Genomic DNA, 17,712 nt, shown 5'->3' with positions numbered 1-17,712 from the left:
TGTTTTTGTGACTATGCGAGTTTCATGGCCAACAGGCCCGATACAATCAGTACGGCGGCAAGGACGCGTAACGGCGTAACAGCCTCACCCATGAAGATCGCTCCGACCAGAAACGCGCCGACTGCACCGATGCCGGTCCAGATAACATACGCAGTGCCAAGCGGAAGTGTGCGCATCGCCATCGCCAGCAATCCGAACGATCCGATCATGGACACGCCCATGACTGCGGTAGGCCAAATTCGCGTGAAACCGGCAGATTGCTTCATGGCAACTGCCCAAACAATTTCCAGAAGGCCGGCAAACAACAACAAAATCCAAGACATGAGAACACCTGTTTATCTTTCGGGTCGTCCCGAATGATTGCCCGTTATTGGGAGGTCGTCCTCAGCCCGTAAAGTAAGCACTCATCGCCCGGCTTCAAGGGCGTGTTGCCAATCCCATTGAGAAACTGTCTTGCAAAAAAAGCTACGTACTCGGTTATTTCAACGGCCACAGAGATGAATAAGGCCGAGCCCTTTTCAGGACCCGGCCTCGTCTTCAGCAGGTCAAGCCCGCTAATTCGTTACGATTTCCGGCCCCATGAAGGTATTGGGCAAGAAAGTCGAAATCCACGGTATGTAAGTCACCATGATCAGGAAAACGAAGAGCACGGCCAGGAACGGCAGCGCCGCCTTGACGACGCTCATCATCGGCATGCCCGCCACGCCCGATGTCACGAACAGGTTCAGACCAACCGGCGGCGTGATCATCCCAATCTCCATGTTCACGACCATGATGATACCTAGATGGATCGGGTCGATGCCCAACTCGATCGCAATGGGGAACACCAGCGGCGCCACGATGACCAACAGGCCCGAAGGCTCCATGAATTGACCACCGATCAGAAGGATCACGTTCACCACGATCAGGAAGGTAATCGGCCCCAAACCAGCGGACAGCATGGCATTGGCGATATGCTGGGGCACCTGCTCATCGGTCAGCACGTGTTTCAGGATAAGCGCGTTGGCGATGACGAACAGAAGCGTGACGGTCAGCTTGCCCGCCTCAAACAGTGTATGCTTCGTATCCGGGTGGAAAAAGGCCGTGATCAGTGCGTAGGGCTTCTTCATCAGGGACAAGTTGGCAGCGCCATCCTCGGTGCTGAGCGGACCCATGTCCTTGTAGACAAAACTTGCGATGAAAAAGGCGTAAACAGCAGCCACGGCTGCGGCCTCTGTCGGGGTAAAAATCCCGCCATAGATACCGCCCAGAATGATCACAATCAGGAACAGGCCCCAGCCGGCTTCTCGTGCTGAGACAAAGATCTCACTCCAGCCCTTCCAGTCACCTTTCGGCAGGTTCTTGACCTTGGCCATGACGTAGATAGTTATCATCAGCATAAGCCCTGCCATCAGACCTGGGATGACACCAGCGAGGAACATGCGCCCGACCGAGACCTCAACGGCGGCTGCGTACACAACCATCACGATCGAGGGCGGGATCAGGATACCCAACGTGCCCGCGTTGCAGATCACGCCCGCCGCGAACTCTTTGGAATACCCCACCTGCCGCATCCCTGCGATCACGATGGAGCCAATGGCCACAACAGTCGCCGGAGAAGACCCGGACAGCGCCGCAAACAGCATACAGGCAAACACACCGGCAATTGCCAGGCCACCCGGCAGGTGCCCCACGCAGGCAATCGAGAACCGGATGATCCGCCTTGCCACCCCCCCGGTCGTCATGAAAGACGAGGCCAGAATGAAGAACGGGATCGCAAGAAGGGTGAAGTGCCCTTCGAACGCTTCGAACAGCGTACCCGCGACGGATGCTAGAGAGCTGTCAGAGTAGATCAGCAGGAACAGGGTCGAGCTGAGGCCCAGAGCCACCGCAATCGGAACACCGATCAGCAACAGGCCGATGACCATCGAGAAAAGAAGTATCACGTCCATCAGTCATGCTCCCCTTGCTGCGCGCGTACTTCTTCGATCTCGTCCTCGACTTCGTGGCTGGCGACCAGACGATCCGTCTCGCCACGCCAGATCTGAACGGCGACCTGCGCAAACCGGATCACCAGCAGCAGCATCGACAAGGGCAGGATGAAGTAGGGAACAACCTTTGGGAGTTTTTCGTAGGATTCGCCGTAGTTGATCATGTCCTCCAAAAATCGCAGAGGAGCGACCATGGGGATGTCATCAACCTCGTAAAAGCTCTGACTACGTGCGTCGACATTAAAGCCCGTCGGGAACCAGCGGCCCGATGTTGGCGGAAGGTCGGCAAACACCGCCCAGTAGTCATAGGCGCCCTTCAACATCAGCAGTGAGAATACGAGACAACAGCCAACCGCGATCAGCGCCAAGATACGTCTCGGCGCTGGGGCCAACATGTTCAGGATTGCGTCGACTCCCAGATGCGCGTGCTTCTTCACCGCGTAGGACGCACCGAGCAACACCAGCCAGCCAAATGTGAACACTGTAAGCTCAAGCGCCCACAGGATATTCGAGTTGAATACGAACCGTGCGATCACATTGGCAAATGTCACAGCCGTCATAAGGCCCAACAACAACGCAATCAGGGTTTCTTCGATATGGTCGACCAGCCCGCCTTGGCCGGATTTCGCACCAGACATCCCTCTGTCCCCGCATTTTTATTGTGAGAATAATAGCGGGCGGACCATTATCTGGCCCGCCCGGCCAGCGCGTCGATAACTCCCCAGTCTGGGACGCGCGGCCTGAGCCGGGGGTTTAGAACCCGGCGTTGATCGCCTGTGCCGCGTCGATCTTATCCTGACCAACGTCGTCGGCGAACTTATCCCAGACCGGCTTCATCGCATCCACCCAAGCCTGACGTTGCTCTGGGGTCAGTTCACGAATGACGCCGCCTGCTTCGGTGATCGAGGCCTTGGCCGCTTCGTTCACTGAGAAGGACTCTTTGTTCCGCATCTCGGTCACTTCGCCAAGAATGGTGAGGAATTGTTCGCGAACCTCCGGTTCAAGGCTGTCCAGCCAGTCAACCGAGGTCACGACAAGATAGTCGATGATGCCGTGGTTGGTTTCGGTAATACCGTCCTGCACCTCAAAGAACTTCTTGCCGTAGATGTTCGACCAAGTGTTCTCCTGCCCGTCCACGACGCCCTGTTGCAGCGCGCCGTACACTTCCGAAAACGCCATCTTCTGCGGGCTACCACCGATGGCTTCCATCTGCGCCACCAGCACGTCCGAGGACTGAACCCGGAATTTCAGGCCATTTGCATCAGACGGATCAACCAGCGGTTTGTTTGCTGACATCTGCTTCATGCCATTGTGCCAGAAGGCCAACCCTTGAAGGCCGCGGCGCTGCATGCTGTCTTTCATGGCCTGCCCTTCGGCTGACGCCTGGAAAGCGTCCACAGCGTCGATGTTCTTGAACATGAACGGCAGGTCGAAGAGGCGGAATTGCTTCGTGAACTTCTCGAATTTCGACAGCGAAGGCGCAGCCAGTTGCACATCACCCTGCAACATCGCCTCCAGCACCTTATCGTCGTTGTAGAGTGTGGAGTTCGGATAGACCTCCATACACATCACGCCGTTCATTTCATCGTTAACGCGCTGTTCCAGCAGTGAGGCCGCAATGCCTTTAGGGTGCTTGTCGGTGTTCGTCACATGCGCGAACTTCACGACAATTTCACCATCGTCACAGGCCGCAATACCTGCGGTTGCTGTTACAGTCAGAGCAACTGCTGTTGCAGCCGTTGATAGGAATTTCATCTGTCTTTTCCTCCCAGACTTCCAAATCTGTCATTCGACGCATCCTTGCGCCGCATGCCGGGAAGTGAAACGAATCAACCGTCACGGCTCAACGATTTGTTTGACCGTCGAAAGCATTTGTTTTTATCTATTAAAAATAACGTGTTATTTGCGTTTTCTCAGGTTCTTCCGAACCGAACGAGAGGCGTTGTGCGAAAATCCGCACAGGTGATGAGACACTTGTGCGGAATTTCGCACTCTTCCCGAATCATTCACACAGAATCACGTTTTTTCTTTGATGCACGACCGCAGGCCGCGTTAGCGGGCTGCCACGCCCAACACGTTTTGACGCATGATAATGCGGCAAAAAGAGGCGGGAGAGGTTCTGCTCATCGTCGATAGTCTTCGGGTCGGATCTGATACCGCGCCAATTTATCATAGAATGTCTTGCGCGGCAGTTTGAGCGCCGTTGCCGCATCCGAAGCTTTCCCATTATGACGCCCCAACGCCGCAATCAGTAAAGACCTCTCAACCCGTGCCATCTGCTCGTTCAAACCCAGATCAGCCGCTTGCGACACCTCTTCCGGCATTCCCAACACAAACCGCATCGCCGCCGACATCAACGATCGCGCATTACCTGGCCAGTCGCTGGCCATAAGCAACGCAAGATGATCCGAGGTTATCTCTGGCTCCGAAATACCGGCTTGTTCAGCCGCTTGCGCAACATAGTGACGAAACAGAACCGGTATATCCTCGGGCCTTTCAGCCAAAGACGGAATGCGAACGCGCATAACGTCCAACCGATAGAACAAGTCCGCATGAAACCGCCCTTCGGCTGACATTGCGGACAAGTCCGCCGTTGTACCCGCCAGAATACGCGCACCCACGCCCTGCTCAACCAACTCCAGCGCTGCATATTGCGTTGCTTCGGGCATGGCCGAGATTTCGTCCAGAAAGAGTGAGCCCCCGGCAGCGTCTTCACAGATCTGTACCAGTTCCTTGGCCGTCAGTCCGGACGAGGGCCGCTTTACAAACGGTCCCAACCCCTGAGGAGACATCAGATGAATGACCTCGGCCACTTTTGAAATCCCACTCCCCGCAGGGCCAGTGACCAGAACTTCGGCTCCGGTGGGGGCAACAGTGCGGACACGGTCCCGCAACGCCTCTGCTTGCGGCGACAAGCCGAACAGCATGCGCGCAGCGGGGTCTCCGCGTTCAAGTTCATGTTTCAGGGCGCGTTGCTCAAGAACTTGTGCCCGCGCCGAGAAGGCCTTGCCGAGCACGTCCAGTAGGTCAGCCGCCGCGCATGGTTTCTCAAGGAAATCAAACGCCCCCTGCCCCATGGCGCGCACAGCCATTGGGATATCGCCCTCACCAGTCAGCAAGATAACCGGAAGGTCCGGGTCCACCTCATTTGCATAAGTCAAAAGGTGAAATCCATCCCGCCCGGGCATGCGAATATCCGATACGATGACACCGGGGAAATCCGCACGAATGTGATCCTTGGCCGCCACGAAAGACCCAGCCGTCACCGGAGCGTAGTCGGCCAGTTCCAGCGTCTGCGCCAAAGCCTCGCGCACAGCAGCGTCGTCATCGACCAAAAGAACCTTGCGCGTCATGCCGCTTCATCTTCCTGATAACTCTCAAGCTCTACGGTGAATTCGGCCCCTGTTTGGGCATTGGCGCCGCGAATCTTGCCGCCAAAACTTTGCACCAGACCATAAGAGATCGATAGGCCCAGCCCCATCCCCTCGGACGATCCAACGGCCTTGGTCGTGTAAAACGGTTCGAACAGCTTTTCTGTGTTTTCGATGCCCGGACCGATGTCGCGTACCGTGACAGCCAGTTTTTTCCCGTTTTTTACTGAAATGCTTATAAGCCGTTCGTCCTGCTGGCTCATCGCGTCTGCGGCATTGTTGATCAAGTTTACAAAAACCTGAACCAGCCGCACTTCTCCACCCCAGGCAAACACCGGGTTGTTCGGGGGTTGCCAGTTCATCTTTACACCCTCGGACTTCAACCGCGCCTCTGTCAGTTCGACCGCCGTGTCAATGACCTGTACCAGATCGACCTTGCCCATAGGTTCGCTTTCATTCCGCGCGAAAGCACGTAAGTTTTTAATAATCCTGGCCATCCGGGCCGCCATATCAGATATTCGCCTGAGGTTTTCCGAGGCCTTTTCATCGCGACCACGCGCCAGAAACGCTGCCCCGTTATCAGCAAATTGCCGGATCGCCATCAACGGTTGGTTCAGTTCATGACTGATCCCTGCAGACATCTGGCCCAAGGCGCTCAACTTTCCTGCCTGAATCAGTTCCTCTTGCGCATGTTTCAGCGCAGCCTCAGCTTCTTGCCGTTCATGAACCTCGCGGCGTAGTGCGGTGTTTGCGGCGGTCAGGGCGCGTGTGCGTTTTGCGACCCTGCTCTCCAGAACAGCATTCGCCTCGGCCAGTGTCCGCCGCCTCTCAGTCGCCAGAAACAAAAGTGCGCCAAACGCCAGACAGATCGCGGCAACAGTGGCGGCTTGCAGGCCCGCCAACCGACGTGCGGGCGCGACATCCACAAGCACCTCGGCTGTCATGTCAATCACGGGTAGCTCCAGCATCAGGTGCAGCGCGCGGTTGGGTAAGTACCGGCCCCAGTTCAGCTTCCACAACTCGTGCGGCCCCACCCAGGTCGAGGCGAAATCGACATCGGCACCCTCTGTTGGCACAAGACCTTGTTGCCCTTCGACCCGCCGCCAGAACAAAAGGTCTGACCGGTTTGAGATGAAAACAACCCCTTCACCATCAATAAAGAACACCGCCTCGGTACTGCCCCGCCAGGTCTGTTCGACGTCTTGCACATCGGCAATCACCATTACCGCGCCAATCACACGCCCCGCCGCATCAAAGGTCGGTGCCGCGTAAGAGTAAATCCTGTCACCGCTGATCGGTACCACACCATGAGCGCTGCCTAATGCCCCCTGCATGGCGCGCCGAAAAGCCAGGTCGTCAGCCATATTTCGCGAAACCAATGGTTGCGCAGCCGCGAGGACCTGCCCTTTAGGGTCCAGGTAGATCATGTTGACCGCAGCCGTCTTGTCGGCGACATCCAACAAGACCGCCTGCGCCCGCCTTCGTTGTTGCGGTGTTACAAGCTGTTGCAAGACCGGATGGCTTGCCATCAACACTGCCAGTTCCTGATAAACCTGCATTTGTGTCGTCAACCGGTCCGCGGCCAGTTCAAGGTCTGCCTCGGCCTTTTCGCTTAGCTGAGACAAGGCCTGTCGATACCCATAAGACCAAACACCGGCGGACAACAGTCCGACAGCAACCAGAAAACCCAGGATCACCAAAACCCTCTGCATACCCTAGGGTCTTGCATTCGACGCGCCGCATGGCAAGTCTGCCTTTCATGAAGACAGTGCTTCAATCCCCGGTCGATCCGGAATTCGTCCAAGATCCCTATCCATTTTACCATTCGGCTCGCGCGCACGGGAATCTTGTGTATTGGGAGGACTACCGGAAAGTTGCCGCTGTTTCCCACAGAGCTGTGCAGGCCCTGCTTAAGGATCGCCGCTTTGGTCGAGAGGTCCCTGATGAATTTCAGCGACCTGCAGCCGCGCACCTTGCCCCTTGGCTAAACGTTGAGGCACATTCCCTGCTTGAAGCCGAGCCACCCCGCCACACCCGGTTACGCGCATTGGTTATGCGCGCGTTCACATCACGCGGAATTGCAGCGTTGGAGCCGTCTGTTCTCGATCTATGCAATACACTGATCGATCGCTTTCCAAGCGACCCTTTTGATCTGCTGGACGCATATTGCACGCAAATCCCCGTGATCACGATTTGCCGGCTGTTAGGGGTTCCGGAACAGCAATCACCCGACCTGCTCAGGTGGTCTCATGCGATGGTGGCGATGTATCAGGCCAGCCGCACGCGCCAGACCGAGGACGAAGCAGCCACTGCGGCGCAGGAGTTCACAGCCTTTCTGAGCGACTACATCGAGAAACGCCGCTCTGACCCACAGGACGACTTGATTACCCGCCTGATCGAAGCTGAAGAAGAAGGTGAAAAGCTATCGCGCGATGAACTGGTGGCCACCTGCATCCTGCTTTTGAATGCAGGGCATGAGGCGACAGTACACTCCTTAGGTAACGGTGTGAAAACGCTCCTGCAGCTAGGACTTGATCCCCGCAATTGCGACATTGATGAGTTGGTCGAGGAAATCCTGCGTTATGACCCCCCGTTGCATATGTTTACCCGCTACGCATATGAAGACGTCGAAATCTATGGTCACAGGTTCAAACGCGGTGATGAGGTCGCCTTATTGCTGGGGGCCGCCAACCGTGATCCGTCAGTTTGGAATGAACCGGATGTGTTTGATCCAACGCGCCCGGTCGTCACCAATACCAGCTTTGGAGGCGGCTTGCATTTCTGCGTCGGTGCCCCTTTGGCACGACTAGAGATGCGCTTAGCCTTGAAGGTTCTTTTTCAGCGGTGTCCGAACATCCGCCTGAGTGCTGAGCCGAACTATTCGAACACCTATCACTTTCGCGGGCTAACGCGCCTGGTGGTTCAGGCGTGACTGGCTTCAGTTATCGCTGAGTGCATTCAGCGGCAGCATGGTGGTGGACTTGATCTCTTCCATCGACAGCAGCGCCGTTACGTTATGAACCCGCACCTCAGAAATCAGAGTCTGGTAAAACTCATCATAGGCCCGTGCATTCTTGACCCGCACTTTGAGGATGTAATCAATGTCCCCAGCCAGCCGGTGCGCCTCTTGTACTTCAGGCCGGTCCTGCAAGGCCTTGAGAAACTTGCGCTGCCATTCCGCCTCATGCTCTGACGTCCGGATCAGAACGAAGAATGTGGCTTCGAATCCCAGTGCCTCGGCATCCAGCAGAACCGTGTGCTGACCAATCACCCCGGCCCCTTTGAGCTTGCGAATTCGATTCCAGACCGGTGTCTTGGAACTGCCAACTTGGGCTGCTATTTCGTCCAGCGATTGGCTGGCGTCGCGCTGAAGCTCGACCAGAATTTTCCGATCTGTGTCATCAATCCGCACCGACATTCCAAATTTCCCTTCGTTTCGAAACCTGCGTCCTTCAGACACGATATAATAGAACATTTGTTCTTATTTATACGCTCATATAGCGCATAGGTGGGAATATTTCCTATATTGCGGGTTAAGTCAAACAACGTGGAACGAAACATGCAGGTCACGCAATCACATGATGTCACAGGGCACGTCGACTTTGTCGGCGCGGGACCGGGTGATCCGGAATTGCTGACACTCAAAGCTATAAAAGCGTTTGAAAGCGCCGATGTCGTTCTGCATGATCGCCTGATCAGCGCCGAGATCCTACAACTGGCCGGAAAAACGGCAGTCCTGGTCGATGTTGGAAAGGCAGGATTTGGACCATCCTGGAAACAGGAAGACATCGACGCCCTGCTGGTTGATTACGCCTCAAAAGGTCAGCGTGTCGTGCGCTTGAAGTCAGGTGATCCAACTGTGTTTGGACGCTTGGACGAAGAGATCGAAGCGGTTGAGGATGCTGGCATCCCCTGGCAGATCGTTCCCGGTATCACCGCGGCCTCTGCCGCTGTTGCCAGTATTGGTCAAAGCCTGACACAGCGCGGCCGAAATTCTTCGGTGCGTTTTCTGACCGGGCATGACATGAAAGGTTTCGCCGATCACGATTGGAACGCCTTGGCACGTCCCGGCGCGGTTGCAGCGATTTACATGGGCAAGAAATCGGCGCGGTTCATCCAGGGTCGCCTTATCATGCACGGTGCGGATCGCGCCACGCCCATAACCTTGGTTGAAAACGCCTCTCGCCCTGATCAACGCATTCTGGCCACTGATCTGGACAGGTTGTCCAATGACCTGAGCGCCGCCGAGATGGATGGCCCCACTCTCACGTTTTTTGGCCTCGCGCCGCGCCACGCGGTACAGGCCCTGACTGAATTCAAGAAGGAGCACGCCTGATGCCCCGCACATTTACCCCCAAGGTGGTCACCGCCAACGATCTGCTGGAAGGTGACGTAATTTACCTGACAAGTGAAGACCGCTGGACGCGCGACCTTGCTGAGGCCGAACTGATCACGGATGAGGCCCATGCGCAGGTTCGCCTTTTGGATGCACAGCGCCAGACCAACATCATTGTTGGTGCCTACCTCGCTGACGCGGTAGCCGGCGATAACGGCCCCGAACCCACTCATTTCCGCGAGGACTTCCGCCGCACTGGCCCGTCCAACTATGCCCACGGCAAGCAGGAAAAAGCAACGCAGCCCCGGGCCTGACCTACGGCCCCCATTCTCCTCTTCAAGGCCCCAAGGTTTCGGGGCTGCAACTAAGGACAGCTAGACATGTATCGCTACTCCGAGTTCGACACAGCCTTTCTGGAAGAGCGCAACAAACAGTTCCGCGCACAGGTCGAGCGCCGCATTGACGGCTCGCTCACGGAAGATGAATTCAAGCCCCTGCGCCTGATGAACGGCCTGTATCTGCAACTGCACGCTTACATGCTGCGGGTCGCAATCCCCTATGGTACGCTATCCAGCGCGCAGATGCGTCAACTGGCCCTGCTGGCCGAGAAGTGGGACAAGGGCTATGGCCATTTCACCACCCGTCAGAACATCCAGTACAACTGGCCCAAGCTGAAAGACGTGCCGGATATGCTGGACGCACTGGCCGAGGTTGGTATGCACGCCATCCAGACCTCGGGCAATACGATCCGCAACGTGACCGCGGACCACTTTGCCGGTGCCGCTGCGGATGAAGTCGCAGACCCCCGCCCCTATGCCGAATTGCTGCGCCAGTGGTCGACCGATCACCCGGAATTCCAGTTCATGCCGCGTAAGTTCAAGATCGCCATCACCGGCTCGGAAAATGATCGCGCCGTGATCAAGGCCCATGACATCGGTCTGCAACTGATCGAACGCGACGGCGTTCTGGGCGCCCGCGTTATCGTCGGTGGCGGTCTGGGTCGTACACCCATGATCGGCAAAGAGCTGTCCGAGTTTGTCGCCTTTGACGACCTGCTGGCTTACCTGGAAGCAACGGTTTCCGTTTGGAACCAGATTGGTCGCCGTGACAACAAATACAAAGCGCGGATCAAGATCACTGTCCACGAAAATGGCATCGACACCATCCGCGCCAAGGTGAACGAGCGCTTCCTTCAGGTGCGTCCGCAGTTCAAAGGTGCCGACATGGCCCTGCTGGAAGAGATCAAGGGTCACTTCGCCCCGCCTGCCTTCCGCGAAGGTTCGGTTGCGTCGTTCGAAAGCGCTTACACCAACGATCCGGTGTTCCGCTCGTGGGTCGACACGAACATCGCGCCGCACAAAAATGCCGACCACGCAATCGTTACGATCTCAATCAAAAAGCACGGCGCGACGCCGGGCGATGCGACGGCTGAGCAGATGCGCGTGATGGCAGACTTGGCCGAAGAATTCGCCTATGACGAATTGCGCATCAGCCACGAACAGAACGTGATCCTGCCGCATGTCCATAAATCGGACCTGCCCGCGATACACGCGAAACTGAAAGAGCATGGATTGGCCACCGCCAATATCGGCCTGATCAGCGACATCATCGCCTGCCCAGGTATGGACTACTGCGCGCTGGCCACGGCGCGTTCAATCCCGGTTGCACAACAGATCGCAACCCGTTTTGATGAGTTGAAGCTGGAACACGATATCGGTCATCTGAAGATCAAGATCTCGGGCTGCATCAACGCATGTGGTCACCACCACGTAGGTCATATCGGAATTCTTGGTCTGGATCGCGCAGGCGTCGAGAATTATCAGATCACGCTGGGCGGTGACGGTACCGAGACGGCTGCTATTGGCGACCGCACAGGTCCCGGATTTGCCTATGACGAAATCGTGCCCGCAGTGGAGCGCATCGTCGACACGTATCTGGAGCAACGCGAAAGCGGTGAGGAGACATTCCTGCAAACCTATCGCCGTGTAGGAATGGCGCCGTTCAAAGCGGCCCTCTACCCCGAGGCGCAGGCCAATGCCGCTTGACCTGATTCAAACGGAACTGGGCAAAGACCGAAGCGAACTGACCGAAAAGGTCGAGGCGCTGAACGCTCAGTTCCGTCACCACAGCGCCCATGACGTGATGCATGGTGCCTTGGACGAGATCGAGCAATTGGCGCTGGTCTCAAGCTTTGGCGCTGAGTCGGTCGTGTTGCTGCACATGGCTGCGGTGGTCGACAAGATGACGCCGGTTTTGTTCGTGGACACCCAGATGCTGTTCACCGAAACGCTGGAGTATCAGCAAGAGGTCAGCGAACGTCTGGGTTTGAAAAACGTTCATATCATCCGCGCCGAGGATGAGGACATTCAGCGCGATGACCCGTATGGTGCCTTGCGGCTTCGGGACACGGATGCGTGCTGCAACCTGCGTAAGACGTTCCCGTTGCAGCGGGCATTGGCGGGGTACGACGGCTGGATCACCGGTCGCAAACGGTTTCAGGCTGGAACACGCGCCGCCCTGGAATTCTTTGAGGTCGAAGACGGTACCGGCCGGATCAAGGTTAATCCGTTGGCGCATTGGGCCCCCGAGGACGTGCGCGCCTATATGGATGAAAACAACCTGCCCAGGCACCCGCTGGTGGCCAAAGGATATCCTTCGATCGGCTGTGCGCCCTGCACCTCGCCGGTCAAAGAAGGCGAAGACCCCCGCGCCGGACGCTGGCGCGACCAGAACAAGGAAGAGTGCGGCATCCATTTTGTCGATGGCAGGATGGTGCGCGCCGGAGAGAGAACATGAATGTAATCGTATCGGATGACGGGTTTGCACCCGATGACTGGACCGATGGTTTTGTAACACTGGATGACGCCGCAAATGATCTAGTGGCGTTGGATGTGACCTCGGATACCGACCCAGATGAACTGGTTGATCGTTTAGGTAATGCGAAAATGGTCCGCGTGGATTTTCCGTCATCGGCAGATGGGCGCGGTTTTACCATCGCCCGAATCCTGCGCCTGAAAGGATATACTGGCCGCCTGCGCGCCAAAGGCCACATTCTGGCCGATCAATACGCAATGGCCCGTCGTAGTGGTTTCGACGAGGTTGAAATCGACAGTGAACTGGCCACTCGTCAGCCAGAAGAACAATGGTTGGCGCGTGCCAATTGGAAAGACCACAGCTACCAGGCCCGCCTGCGCGGCTAAGGCCGCGTCTGCCAACTTGCAAGGCAACGTGGGGGCATATGCCCCCTTTTCCTGACTTGGATCAAAGTTTAAACGGAGATGTCGGTTTACCCAACTGGCAGTGAAACGATGACAGAGATGAAGCCCGTGACCGAAGCAACCGCCGTAAAGGCCCCCGTCCTGCCGGACGCTCAGACCGTTACCGACGTGAAACACTGGACTGAAAGCCTGTTCTCGTTCCGTGTAACGCGCCCAGCAAGCCTTCGGTTTCGCTCGGGTGAGTTCGTTATGATTGGTCTGCTAGGCGACAACGGTAAACCGCTGCTGCGCGCATATTCGATCGCGTCCCCGTCTTGGGACGAGGAATTGGAGTTCTATTCGATCAAGGTGCAGGACGGTCCGTTGACGTCGAAACTGCAACACATAAAACCGGGTGACCAGATTATCCTGCGCCCCAAGCCCGTGGGAACATTGGTACATGACGCCCTGCTGCCCGGTAAACGGCTGTGGTTCTTTGCAACCGGCACCGGCTTCGCGCCTTTTGCCTCGTTGTTGCGCGAGCCGCAAACCTATGAGGATTATGACGAGGTCATCATTACCCATACCTGCCGGGAAGTGGCCGAGCTGGAATATGGTCGGCAGCTGATCGAAAACATCCGTCAGGACGAATTGCTGACCGAGTTGATCGGTGAAGGCTTTGCCGACAAGGTCCGCTATTACCCAACGACCACGCGGGAACAAAGCCCCAAGATGGGTCGCATCACCAATCTGCTGAAAGACGGCACTGTGTTTGCCGATCTCGGTATCGAAGGCGGCATCACGCCAGAAACCGACCGGGCAATGGTCTGTGGCTCATTGGCCTTTAATCTGGACATCAAGGAAATCCTTGAAGAGTTCGGCCTGCGTGAGGGCGCGAACTCTGAGCCCAAGGAATTCGTGATCGAAAAGGCCTTTGTGGGCTGATCCGTTCGCGCGGGCCGCCAAATTGATCGTAGCCCGCGCATAAACCCGCTGCAAAACAACAGATTTCCTCTGTTTAGACGCGGATGGCGCTTGAATCGGGACGCGGGGCGGTCTAGATTTCGGGCTCGAAAATTCTGCAATCATCAAAGGAATGAACCCATAGCTCGCAGACCCCACAACGCGCCGCCGCAGAGAGAAACCGGACCGCGCGTCAATGAAAAAATCCGTGCCCCCGAAATTCGCCTGATAGGCGCTGATGGTGAAAATGTCGGGGTGGTTCATCCCGCCAAAGCCATGCAACTTGCCGCAGATGCGGGGCTTGACCTGGTTGAGATTTCGCCGAATGCGAACCCTCCGGTTTGTAAGATCATGGATTTCGGCAAGTTCAAGTATGAACAGCAAAAGCGTGAAAGCGAAGCACGCAAAAAGCAAAAAGTCATCGAGGTGAAAGAGGTCAAATTTCGACCCAACACCGACACGCATGACTATGACGTCAAGATGAAGAACGTCTTCAAGTTCCTGGAAAAGGGCGACAAGGTCAAAGTCACCTTGCGTTTCCGTGGCCGTGAGATGGCGCACCAGAACCTGGGTCGTGAGCTGCTGGAACGCGTGGCCGAAGACATCAAGGATCTGGGCAAGGTTGAAAACATGCCCAAGATGGAAGGCCGGCAGATGATCATGATGATCGGGCCGCTACCTCAGAAGTAACGTTCTGACCGACCGTTTCTTTCAAAGCCCCCTATTTGAGGGGGCTTTTTTCGTGACAGTATCGGGGGCCACTAGATAACGGCTGTTATTGCCTTGTTCAGTTTCCCAACCATCTCATCGACCTGTTCGTCTTCGATAATAAATGGCGGCGCCAGAAGGATGTGATCGCCCAACCGTCCATCGCGCGTACCCGACATCGGATAGCAAATCAGCCCTTCGGCTAATGCGGCCTTTTTGATCTTTCCCGCAACGCCATGCGCAGGATCAAACGGTTGTTTGGTGTCGCGATCCGCAACCAGTTCAATTCCGCGGAACAAGCCCCGACCCCGAATGTCCCCGACATTCGGATGCTGCCCCAACGCGGCCTCTAACGCGGATTGAACCTTGTCCCCCATAACACCTGCCCGCGCAGGCAGATCATGCGCGGTCAGTTCACGAACCACGGCCAATGCCGCCGCCGTTGCAACAGGATGCCCGATATAGGTGTGCCCGTGCTGAAAAAAACCTGACCCGTCACGGATCGCATCAAATATACGACTTGTGCACATCATCGCACCGATGGGCTGATACCCGGCCCCCAACCCCTTGGCGATACAAAGAATATCCGGTGCCACCTGATCGTGATCGCAAGCAAACAGGTGCCCCGTTCGGCCCATGCCGCACATCACCTCATCCAAAATCAAAAGAACACCGTATTGATCGCAGATTTCACGAATTCGCTTATAGTATCCTTCAACCGCAGGGACCGCGCCCAAAGTCGCACCAACAACGGGTTCTGCCATAAACGCCATCACAGTGTCAGGACCCAACCGCAGGATTTCGGTTTCCAGTTCATTGGCCACGCGCTGACCATAGTCAAAGCTACTTTCACCGTTCGGCTTCTCCGCGTATTCATAGCATGGCGCTATGTGAGTCATTTCGATCAACATCGGCGCGAATTGCGCCCGCCGCCACGCGTTGCCTCCGGCGGACAAAGCGCCCAGAGTGTTGCCGTGATAACTCTGCCGCCGCGCGATCACATGTCGCCGCTCGGGCTGACCGATCTCAAGAAAGTACTGCCGCGCCAGCTTTATCGCCGCCTCGGTCGCCTCAGACCCGCCCGAGACGAAATACACCCGGTCTAGATCACCAGGGGCGTGTTCAATCAGCAAGTCGGCCAGTGCCTCAGCCGGCTCCGAGGTCATAAAGCCGGTATGGGCAAAAGCGATCTTTTCGACTTGATCCTGCACTGCGCGGATGACCGATGGGTTCGAGTGACCAAGGCACGAAACCGCCGCATCGCCGCAGTCCAGATAACGCCGACCCTGTGCATCGATCAGGTAACACCCATCTCCGCCCGCTGCGACCGGTAACTCTGATTTCGTGTGACGTGGAAATACGTGACTCATTTGACTGCCCTTTCCAACATGGCAACAAGCGCCGACACCGACGCAGCATTGTCTTTCCAAAAATTTCCGTTTTCATCAGTCAGGCTGTTTTCGAACCCGACGCGAACGTCGCCGCCCTGCTTGGCAGCATATGTCAAACACGCATGTTCTTGCGGGCCAAAAGCGCACACCATCCATGGCGACTGGCCTTTGGGGAATTGATCCAGGTCGTGCGGGCACGATTGCTGACCGGCCGCATACCGCCCCAAGACAAAGATGCACTCCGTCTGTTCTTCGCGCACAATCCCGGCCTTCGTCCATTCCGCCAGCAAGGCGGCATCTTCTGAATCGTACAGGATATGCTGAATCCGCGTTCCCTGCGCAGCACACAGGCCATATACCCGATCAGCGAGATCCGGTGACCGCGCTATCTCTCTTATCGAAACCGAGGCCCAATCGGGGCATACCTTCTCAAGACAGTCGATTTGGGCGGGAACATCGTATACTCCGGCAGCCTCAGTCGTGATTTGCAGCTCGAGTTCGGGAACGGCCCGCCGTAACGCAGCCACAGTTTCAACGTACCGAGCGGGGTCAAGGGAATGCCGCCCCTCTGCATCGCGAATGTGCAGGTGCAGCCCGTTTGCGCCAGCCTGAAAACAAGCGCGCCCAGTTTCGACAATCTGATCAATGGAAACAGGAAGCGCCGGGTGATCTGTCCGCCCGCGCCGCGCACCTGTCGGAGCGACCATAACATATGGGCGCCTGGCGGATTGTTTTTCTGATCGCGAGTCCGACATTCAAATTCCTCTGGTCAACTTTGCCCCATCTAGCGCGCCTTACGTTGTTTTTTACTTGCTAATTTCAAAACATATGTTTTTTTAGGATCATGGATATCACCCCGAATGAAGTAACTGATCGTCTGCGGCGTAACATCGAAGACATGCCCACAGCCCTGCAGGCGGCTGCAAAATATGTTATCGACCATCCCGGCGATTTCGGCCTGAACCCAATCCGCACGACTGCGACCCGGATCGGGGTAAGCTCAAACGTTCTGGTCCGACTTGCGCAGCGTATGGGGTTTGACGGGTTCGAAGCCTTCCGCTTGCCCTTTCGCAATGCGCTGGTGACGGATCGGGAAAACAGCTTGGGCCAGGATTGGCTGAACGCTCTTCAGTCCGAAGACACCTTTGGTACTGCACAAGCCAAATTGGTACAAAACGAACAAAACGTGGTCACACGATCCCTTCGCCTTATGAAGCCTGAAAATGTGCGTTTGGCTATTGAGCACATTCTGACGTCAAGACGGTGTTTCGTGACGGCAACGCGCGCCAGTTATGCGCTGGCCTATTACTTTTCTTACACGGGTCGCATGGCCCATCCGGGTATCCAATTGGTGCCGCGCCACATGGGCTCTGCAACAGATGATCTGTTGGATGCGGATCAGCAGGACTGCCTGATTGCCATCACCGTGCACCCCTATTCTGCGGACACCATCCAGTCCATGCGTTTCGCGAAACAGCGGGGGCTGCGCCTGATCCTGATTTCAGACAGCGACCTAATCGCGCCCGGCGTCGCGCCCGACATTGCCTTTACGGTCAGCACCCGCGCCTTGCATTCGTTCTCTTGCTTTACCGGCGCTATGGCCGTTCTGGAGTGTTTGCTTGGGCATCTTTTCGACGCCGGAGGCGAGGCGGCGCGACAACGGATCGACGCCTATCAAAAAGCGCGAGAGGATACCGGCGCGTATTGGCAACCCTCCAAGCCCCCAAGGCTGCGCCAAACAAAAAAAAGCCCCGGTTCATGACCGGGGCTTAGAAC

Annotated in this window: 18 protein-coding genes; 9 read left to right on the top strand and 9 right to left on the bottom strand. The window is 56.5% G+C overall.

Annotated elements, in window-relative coordinates:
• Positions 1 to 11: 11 nt before the first annotated feature.
• The 6 genes from LCM21_RS00485 to LCM21_RS00460 all read right to left on the bottom strand — a co-directional run bounded on the left by LCM21_RS00485 (position 12) and on the right by LCM21_RS00460 (position 7,053).
• Positions 12 to 323 (bottom strand): DMT family transporter, encoded by a 312-nt coding sequence (locus LCM21_RS00485; protein ID WP_224888858.1) that lies wholly within the window; start codon positions 321 to 323, stop codon positions 12 to 14.
• A 231-nt stretch (positions 324 to 554) separates the two neighbouring features.
• Complete coding sequence (locus LCM21_RS00480; protein WP_224888857.1) at positions 555 to 1,931, bottom strand: TRAP transporter large permease; 1,377 nt, start codon at positions 1,929 to 1,931, stop codon at positions 555 to 557.
• Positions 1,931 to 2,608: a TRAP transporter small permease gene (locus tag LCM21_RS00475; RefSeq protein WP_224888856.1), complete on the bottom strand. Its 678-nt coding sequence runs from the start codon at positions 2,606 to 2,608 to the stop codon at positions 1,931 to 1,933. Before LCM21_RS00475 ends, LCM21_RS00480 begins: the two co-directional genes overlap by 1 nt.
• Before the next feature lie 115 nt (positions 2,609 to 2,723).
• Positions 2,724 to 3,725 carry a DctP family TRAP transporter solute-binding subunit gene (locus LCM21_RS00470; protein WP_224888855.1) on the bottom strand — a complete coding sequence of 334 codons (1,002 nt, stop codon included), beginning with the start codon at positions 3,723 to 3,725 and terminating at the stop codon, positions 2,724 to 2,726.
• A gap of 368 nt (positions 3,726 to 4,093) precedes the next feature.
• On the bottom strand, positions 4,094 to 5,323 hold the full coding sequence (locus LCM21_RS00465; RefSeq protein WP_224888854.1) for a sigma-54-dependent transcriptional regulator: 1,230 nt from the start codon (positions 5,321 to 5,323) through the stop codon (positions 4,094 to 4,096).
• Positions 5,320 to 7,053, bottom strand: a complete 1,734-nt coding sequence (locus LCM21_RS00460; RefSeq protein ID WP_224888853.1) for a sensor histidine kinase — start codon at positions 7,051 to 7,053, stop codon at positions 5,320 to 5,322. The genes LCM21_RS00465 and LCM21_RS00460 overlap by 4 nt, the downstream gene beginning before the upstream one ends.
• A 47-nt stretch (positions 7,054 to 7,100) precedes the next feature.
• Between LCM21_RS00460 and LCM21_RS00455 the strand changes: the two genes are divergently transcribed.
• Positions 7,101 to 8,273, top strand: a complete 1,173-nt coding sequence (locus LCM21_RS00455) for a cytochrome P450 (RefSeq protein ID WP_224889700.1) — start codon at positions 7,101 to 7,103, stop codon at positions 8,271 to 8,273.
• Positions 8,274 to 8,279: 6 nt separating this feature from the next.
• On the opposite strand, the gene LCM21_RS00450 is transcribed toward LCM21_RS00455, so the two are convergent.
• Positions 8,280 to 8,759, bottom strand: coding sequence for an Lrp/AsnC family transcriptional regulator (locus LCM21_RS00450; protein WP_224888852.1), 480 nt, complete (start codon positions 8,757 to 8,759; stop codon positions 8,280 to 8,282).
• 141 nt (positions 8,760 to 8,900) lie between these two features.
• Between LCM21_RS00450 and cobA the strand changes: the two genes are divergently transcribed.
• The 7 genes from cobA to infC all read left to right on the top strand — a co-directional run bounded on the left by cobA (position 8,901) and on the right by infC (position 14,527).
• On the top strand, positions 8,901 to 9,677 hold the full coding sequence (gene cobA, locus LCM21_RS00445; RefSeq protein ID WP_224888851.1) for a uroporphyrinogen-III C-methyltransferase: 777 nt from the start codon (positions 8,901 to 8,903) through the stop codon (positions 9,675 to 9,677).
• Positions 9,677 to 9,991: a DUF2849 domain-containing protein gene (locus LCM21_RS00440; RefSeq protein WP_224888850.1), complete on the top strand. Its 315-nt coding sequence runs from the start codon at positions 9,677 to 9,679 to the stop codon at positions 9,989 to 9,991. Before cobA ends, LCM21_RS00440 begins: the two co-directional genes overlap by 1 nt.
• Before the next feature lie 66 nt (positions 9,992 to 10,057).
• On the top strand, positions 10,058 to 11,722 hold the full coding sequence (locus LCM21_RS00435) for a nitrite/sulfite reductase (RefSeq protein WP_224888849.1): 1,665 nt from the start codon (positions 10,058 to 10,060) through the stop codon (positions 11,720 to 11,722).
• Positions 11,712 to 12,473, top strand: coding sequence for a phosphoadenylyl-sulfate reductase (locus LCM21_RS00430; RefSeq protein WP_224888848.1), 762 nt, complete (start codon positions 11,712 to 11,714; stop codon positions 12,471 to 12,473). The genes LCM21_RS00435 and LCM21_RS00430 overlap by 11 nt, the downstream gene beginning before the upstream one ends.
• The gene (locus LCM21_RS00425; RefSeq protein ID WP_068335200.1) at positions 12,470 to 12,877 is read left to right on the top strand and encodes a DUF934 domain-containing protein; all 408 of its coding nucleotides are present in this window, start codon (positions 12,470 to 12,472) and stop codon (positions 12,875 to 12,877) included. Before LCM21_RS00430 ends, LCM21_RS00425 begins: the two co-directional genes overlap by 4 nt.
• 108 nt (positions 12,878 to 12,985) lie before the next feature.
• Complete coding sequence (locus LCM21_RS00420; RefSeq protein ID WP_224888847.1) at positions 12,986 to 13,819, top strand: ferredoxin--NADP reductase; 834 nt, start codon at positions 12,986 to 12,988, stop codon at positions 13,817 to 13,819.
• Between the two features lie 90 nt (positions 13,820 to 13,909).
• A complete protein-coding gene (gene infC / locus LCM21_RS00415; protein WP_338092856.1) occupies positions 13,910 to 14,527 on the top strand; it encodes a translation initiation factor IF-3 in 618 nt (205 codons plus the stop codon).
• A 71-nt stretch (positions 14,528 to 14,598) separates the two neighbouring features.
• On the opposite strand, the gene LCM21_RS00410 is transcribed toward infC, so the two are convergent.
• Together LCM21_RS00410 and LCM21_RS00405 are read right to left on the bottom strand one after the other, a co-directional pair.
• Positions 14,599 to 15,915 carry an aspartate aminotransferase family protein gene (locus tag LCM21_RS00410; protein WP_224888846.1) on the bottom strand — a complete coding sequence of 439 codons (1,317 nt, stop codon included), beginning with the start codon at positions 15,913 to 15,915 and terminating at the stop codon, positions 14,599 to 14,601.
• Positions 15,912 to 16,691 (bottom strand): beta-keto acid cleavage family enzyme, encoded by a 780-nt coding sequence (locus LCM21_RS00405; RefSeq protein ID WP_224888845.1) that lies wholly within the window; start codon positions 16,689 to 16,691, stop codon positions 15,912 to 15,914. The genes LCM21_RS00410 and LCM21_RS00405 overlap by 4 nt, the downstream gene beginning before the upstream one ends.
• 89 nt (positions 16,692 to 16,780) lie before the next feature.
• On the opposite strand from LCM21_RS00405, the gene LCM21_RS00400 reads away from it, so the two are divergent.
• Positions 16,781 to 17,698 (top strand): MurR/RpiR family transcriptional regulator, encoded by a 918-nt coding sequence (locus tag LCM21_RS00400; protein WP_224888844.1) that lies wholly within the window; start codon positions 16,781 to 16,783, stop codon positions 17,696 to 17,698.
• The last annotated feature ends 14 nt before the right edge of the window (positions 17,699 to 17,712 follow it).

Source organism: Ruegeria profundi (genome assembly GCF_020171505.1).
GTDB lineage: Bacteria > Pseudomonadota > Alphaproteobacteria > Rhodobacterales > Rhodobacteraceae > Ruegeria > Ruegeria profundi.
The sequence above is the reverse complement of the archived record's forward strand: the minus strand, read 5'-3'. Positions and strand labels throughout refer to the sequence as shown.

Coding starts and splice junctions, on each gene's coding strand:
- LCM21_RS00475 (WP_224888856.1), bottom strand. CDS start 2,608: ATGTCTGGTGCGAAATCCGGCCAAGGCGGGCTGGTCGACCATATCGAA.
- LCM21_RS00480 (WP_224888857.1), bottom strand. CDS start 1,931: ATGGACGTGATACTTCTTTTCTCGATGGTCATCGGCCTGTTGCTGATC.
- LCM21_RS00425 (WP_068335200.1), top strand. CDS start 12,470: ATGAATGTAATCGTATCGGATGACGGGTTTGCACCCGATGACTGGACC.
- LCM21_RS00470 (WP_224888855.1), bottom strand. CDS start 3,725: ATGAAATTCCTATCAACGGCTGCAACAGCAGTTGCTCTGACTGTAACA.
- LCM21_RS00405 (WP_224888845.1), bottom strand. CDS start 16,691: ATGTCGGACTCGCGATCAGAAAAACAATCCGCCAGGCGCCCATATGTT.
- LCM21_RS00410 (WP_224888846.1), bottom strand. CDS start 15,915: ATGAGTCACGTATTTCCACGTCACACGAAATCAGAGTTACCGGTCGCA.
- LCM21_RS00420 (WP_224888847.1), top strand. CDS start 12,986: ATGACAGAGATGAAGCCCGTGACCGAAGCAACCGCCGTAAAGGCCCCC.
- cobA (WP_224888851.1), top strand. CDS start 8,901: ATGCAGGTCACGCAATCACATGATGTCACAGGGCACGTCGACTTTGTC.
- LCM21_RS00485 (WP_224888858.1), bottom strand. CDS start 323: ATGTCTTGGATTTTGTTGTTGTTTGCCGGCCTTCTGGAAATTGTTTGG.
- LCM21_RS00430 (WP_224888848.1), top strand. CDS start 11,712: ATGCCGCTTGACCTGATTCAAACGGAACTGGGCAAAGACCGAAGCGAA.
- LCM21_RS00450 (WP_224888852.1), bottom strand. CDS start 8,759: ATGTCGGTGCGGATTGATGACACAGATCGGAAAATTCTGGTCGAGCTT.
- LCM21_RS00465 (WP_224888854.1), bottom strand. CDS start 5,323: ATGACGCGCAAGGTTCTTTTGGTCGATGACGACGCTGCTGTGCGCGAG.
- LCM21_RS00455 (WP_224889700.1), top strand. CDS start 7,101: ATGAAGACAGTGCTTCAATCCCCGGTCGATCCGGAATTCGTCCAAGAT.
- LCM21_RS00440 (WP_224888850.1), top strand. CDS start 9,677: ATGCCCCGCACATTTACCCCCAAGGTGGTCACCGCCAACGATCTGCTG.
- LCM21_RS00460 (WP_224888853.1), bottom strand. CDS start 7,053: ATGCAGAGGGTTTTGGTGATCCTGGGTTTTCTGGTTGCTGTCGGACTG.
- LCM21_RS00435 (WP_224888849.1), top strand. CDS start 10,058: ATGTATCGCTACTCCGAGTTCGACACAGCCTTTCTGGAAGAGCGCAAC.
- LCM21_RS00400 (WP_224888844.1), top strand. CDS start 16,781: ATGGATATCACCCCGAATGAAGTAACTGATCGTCTGCGGCGTAACATC.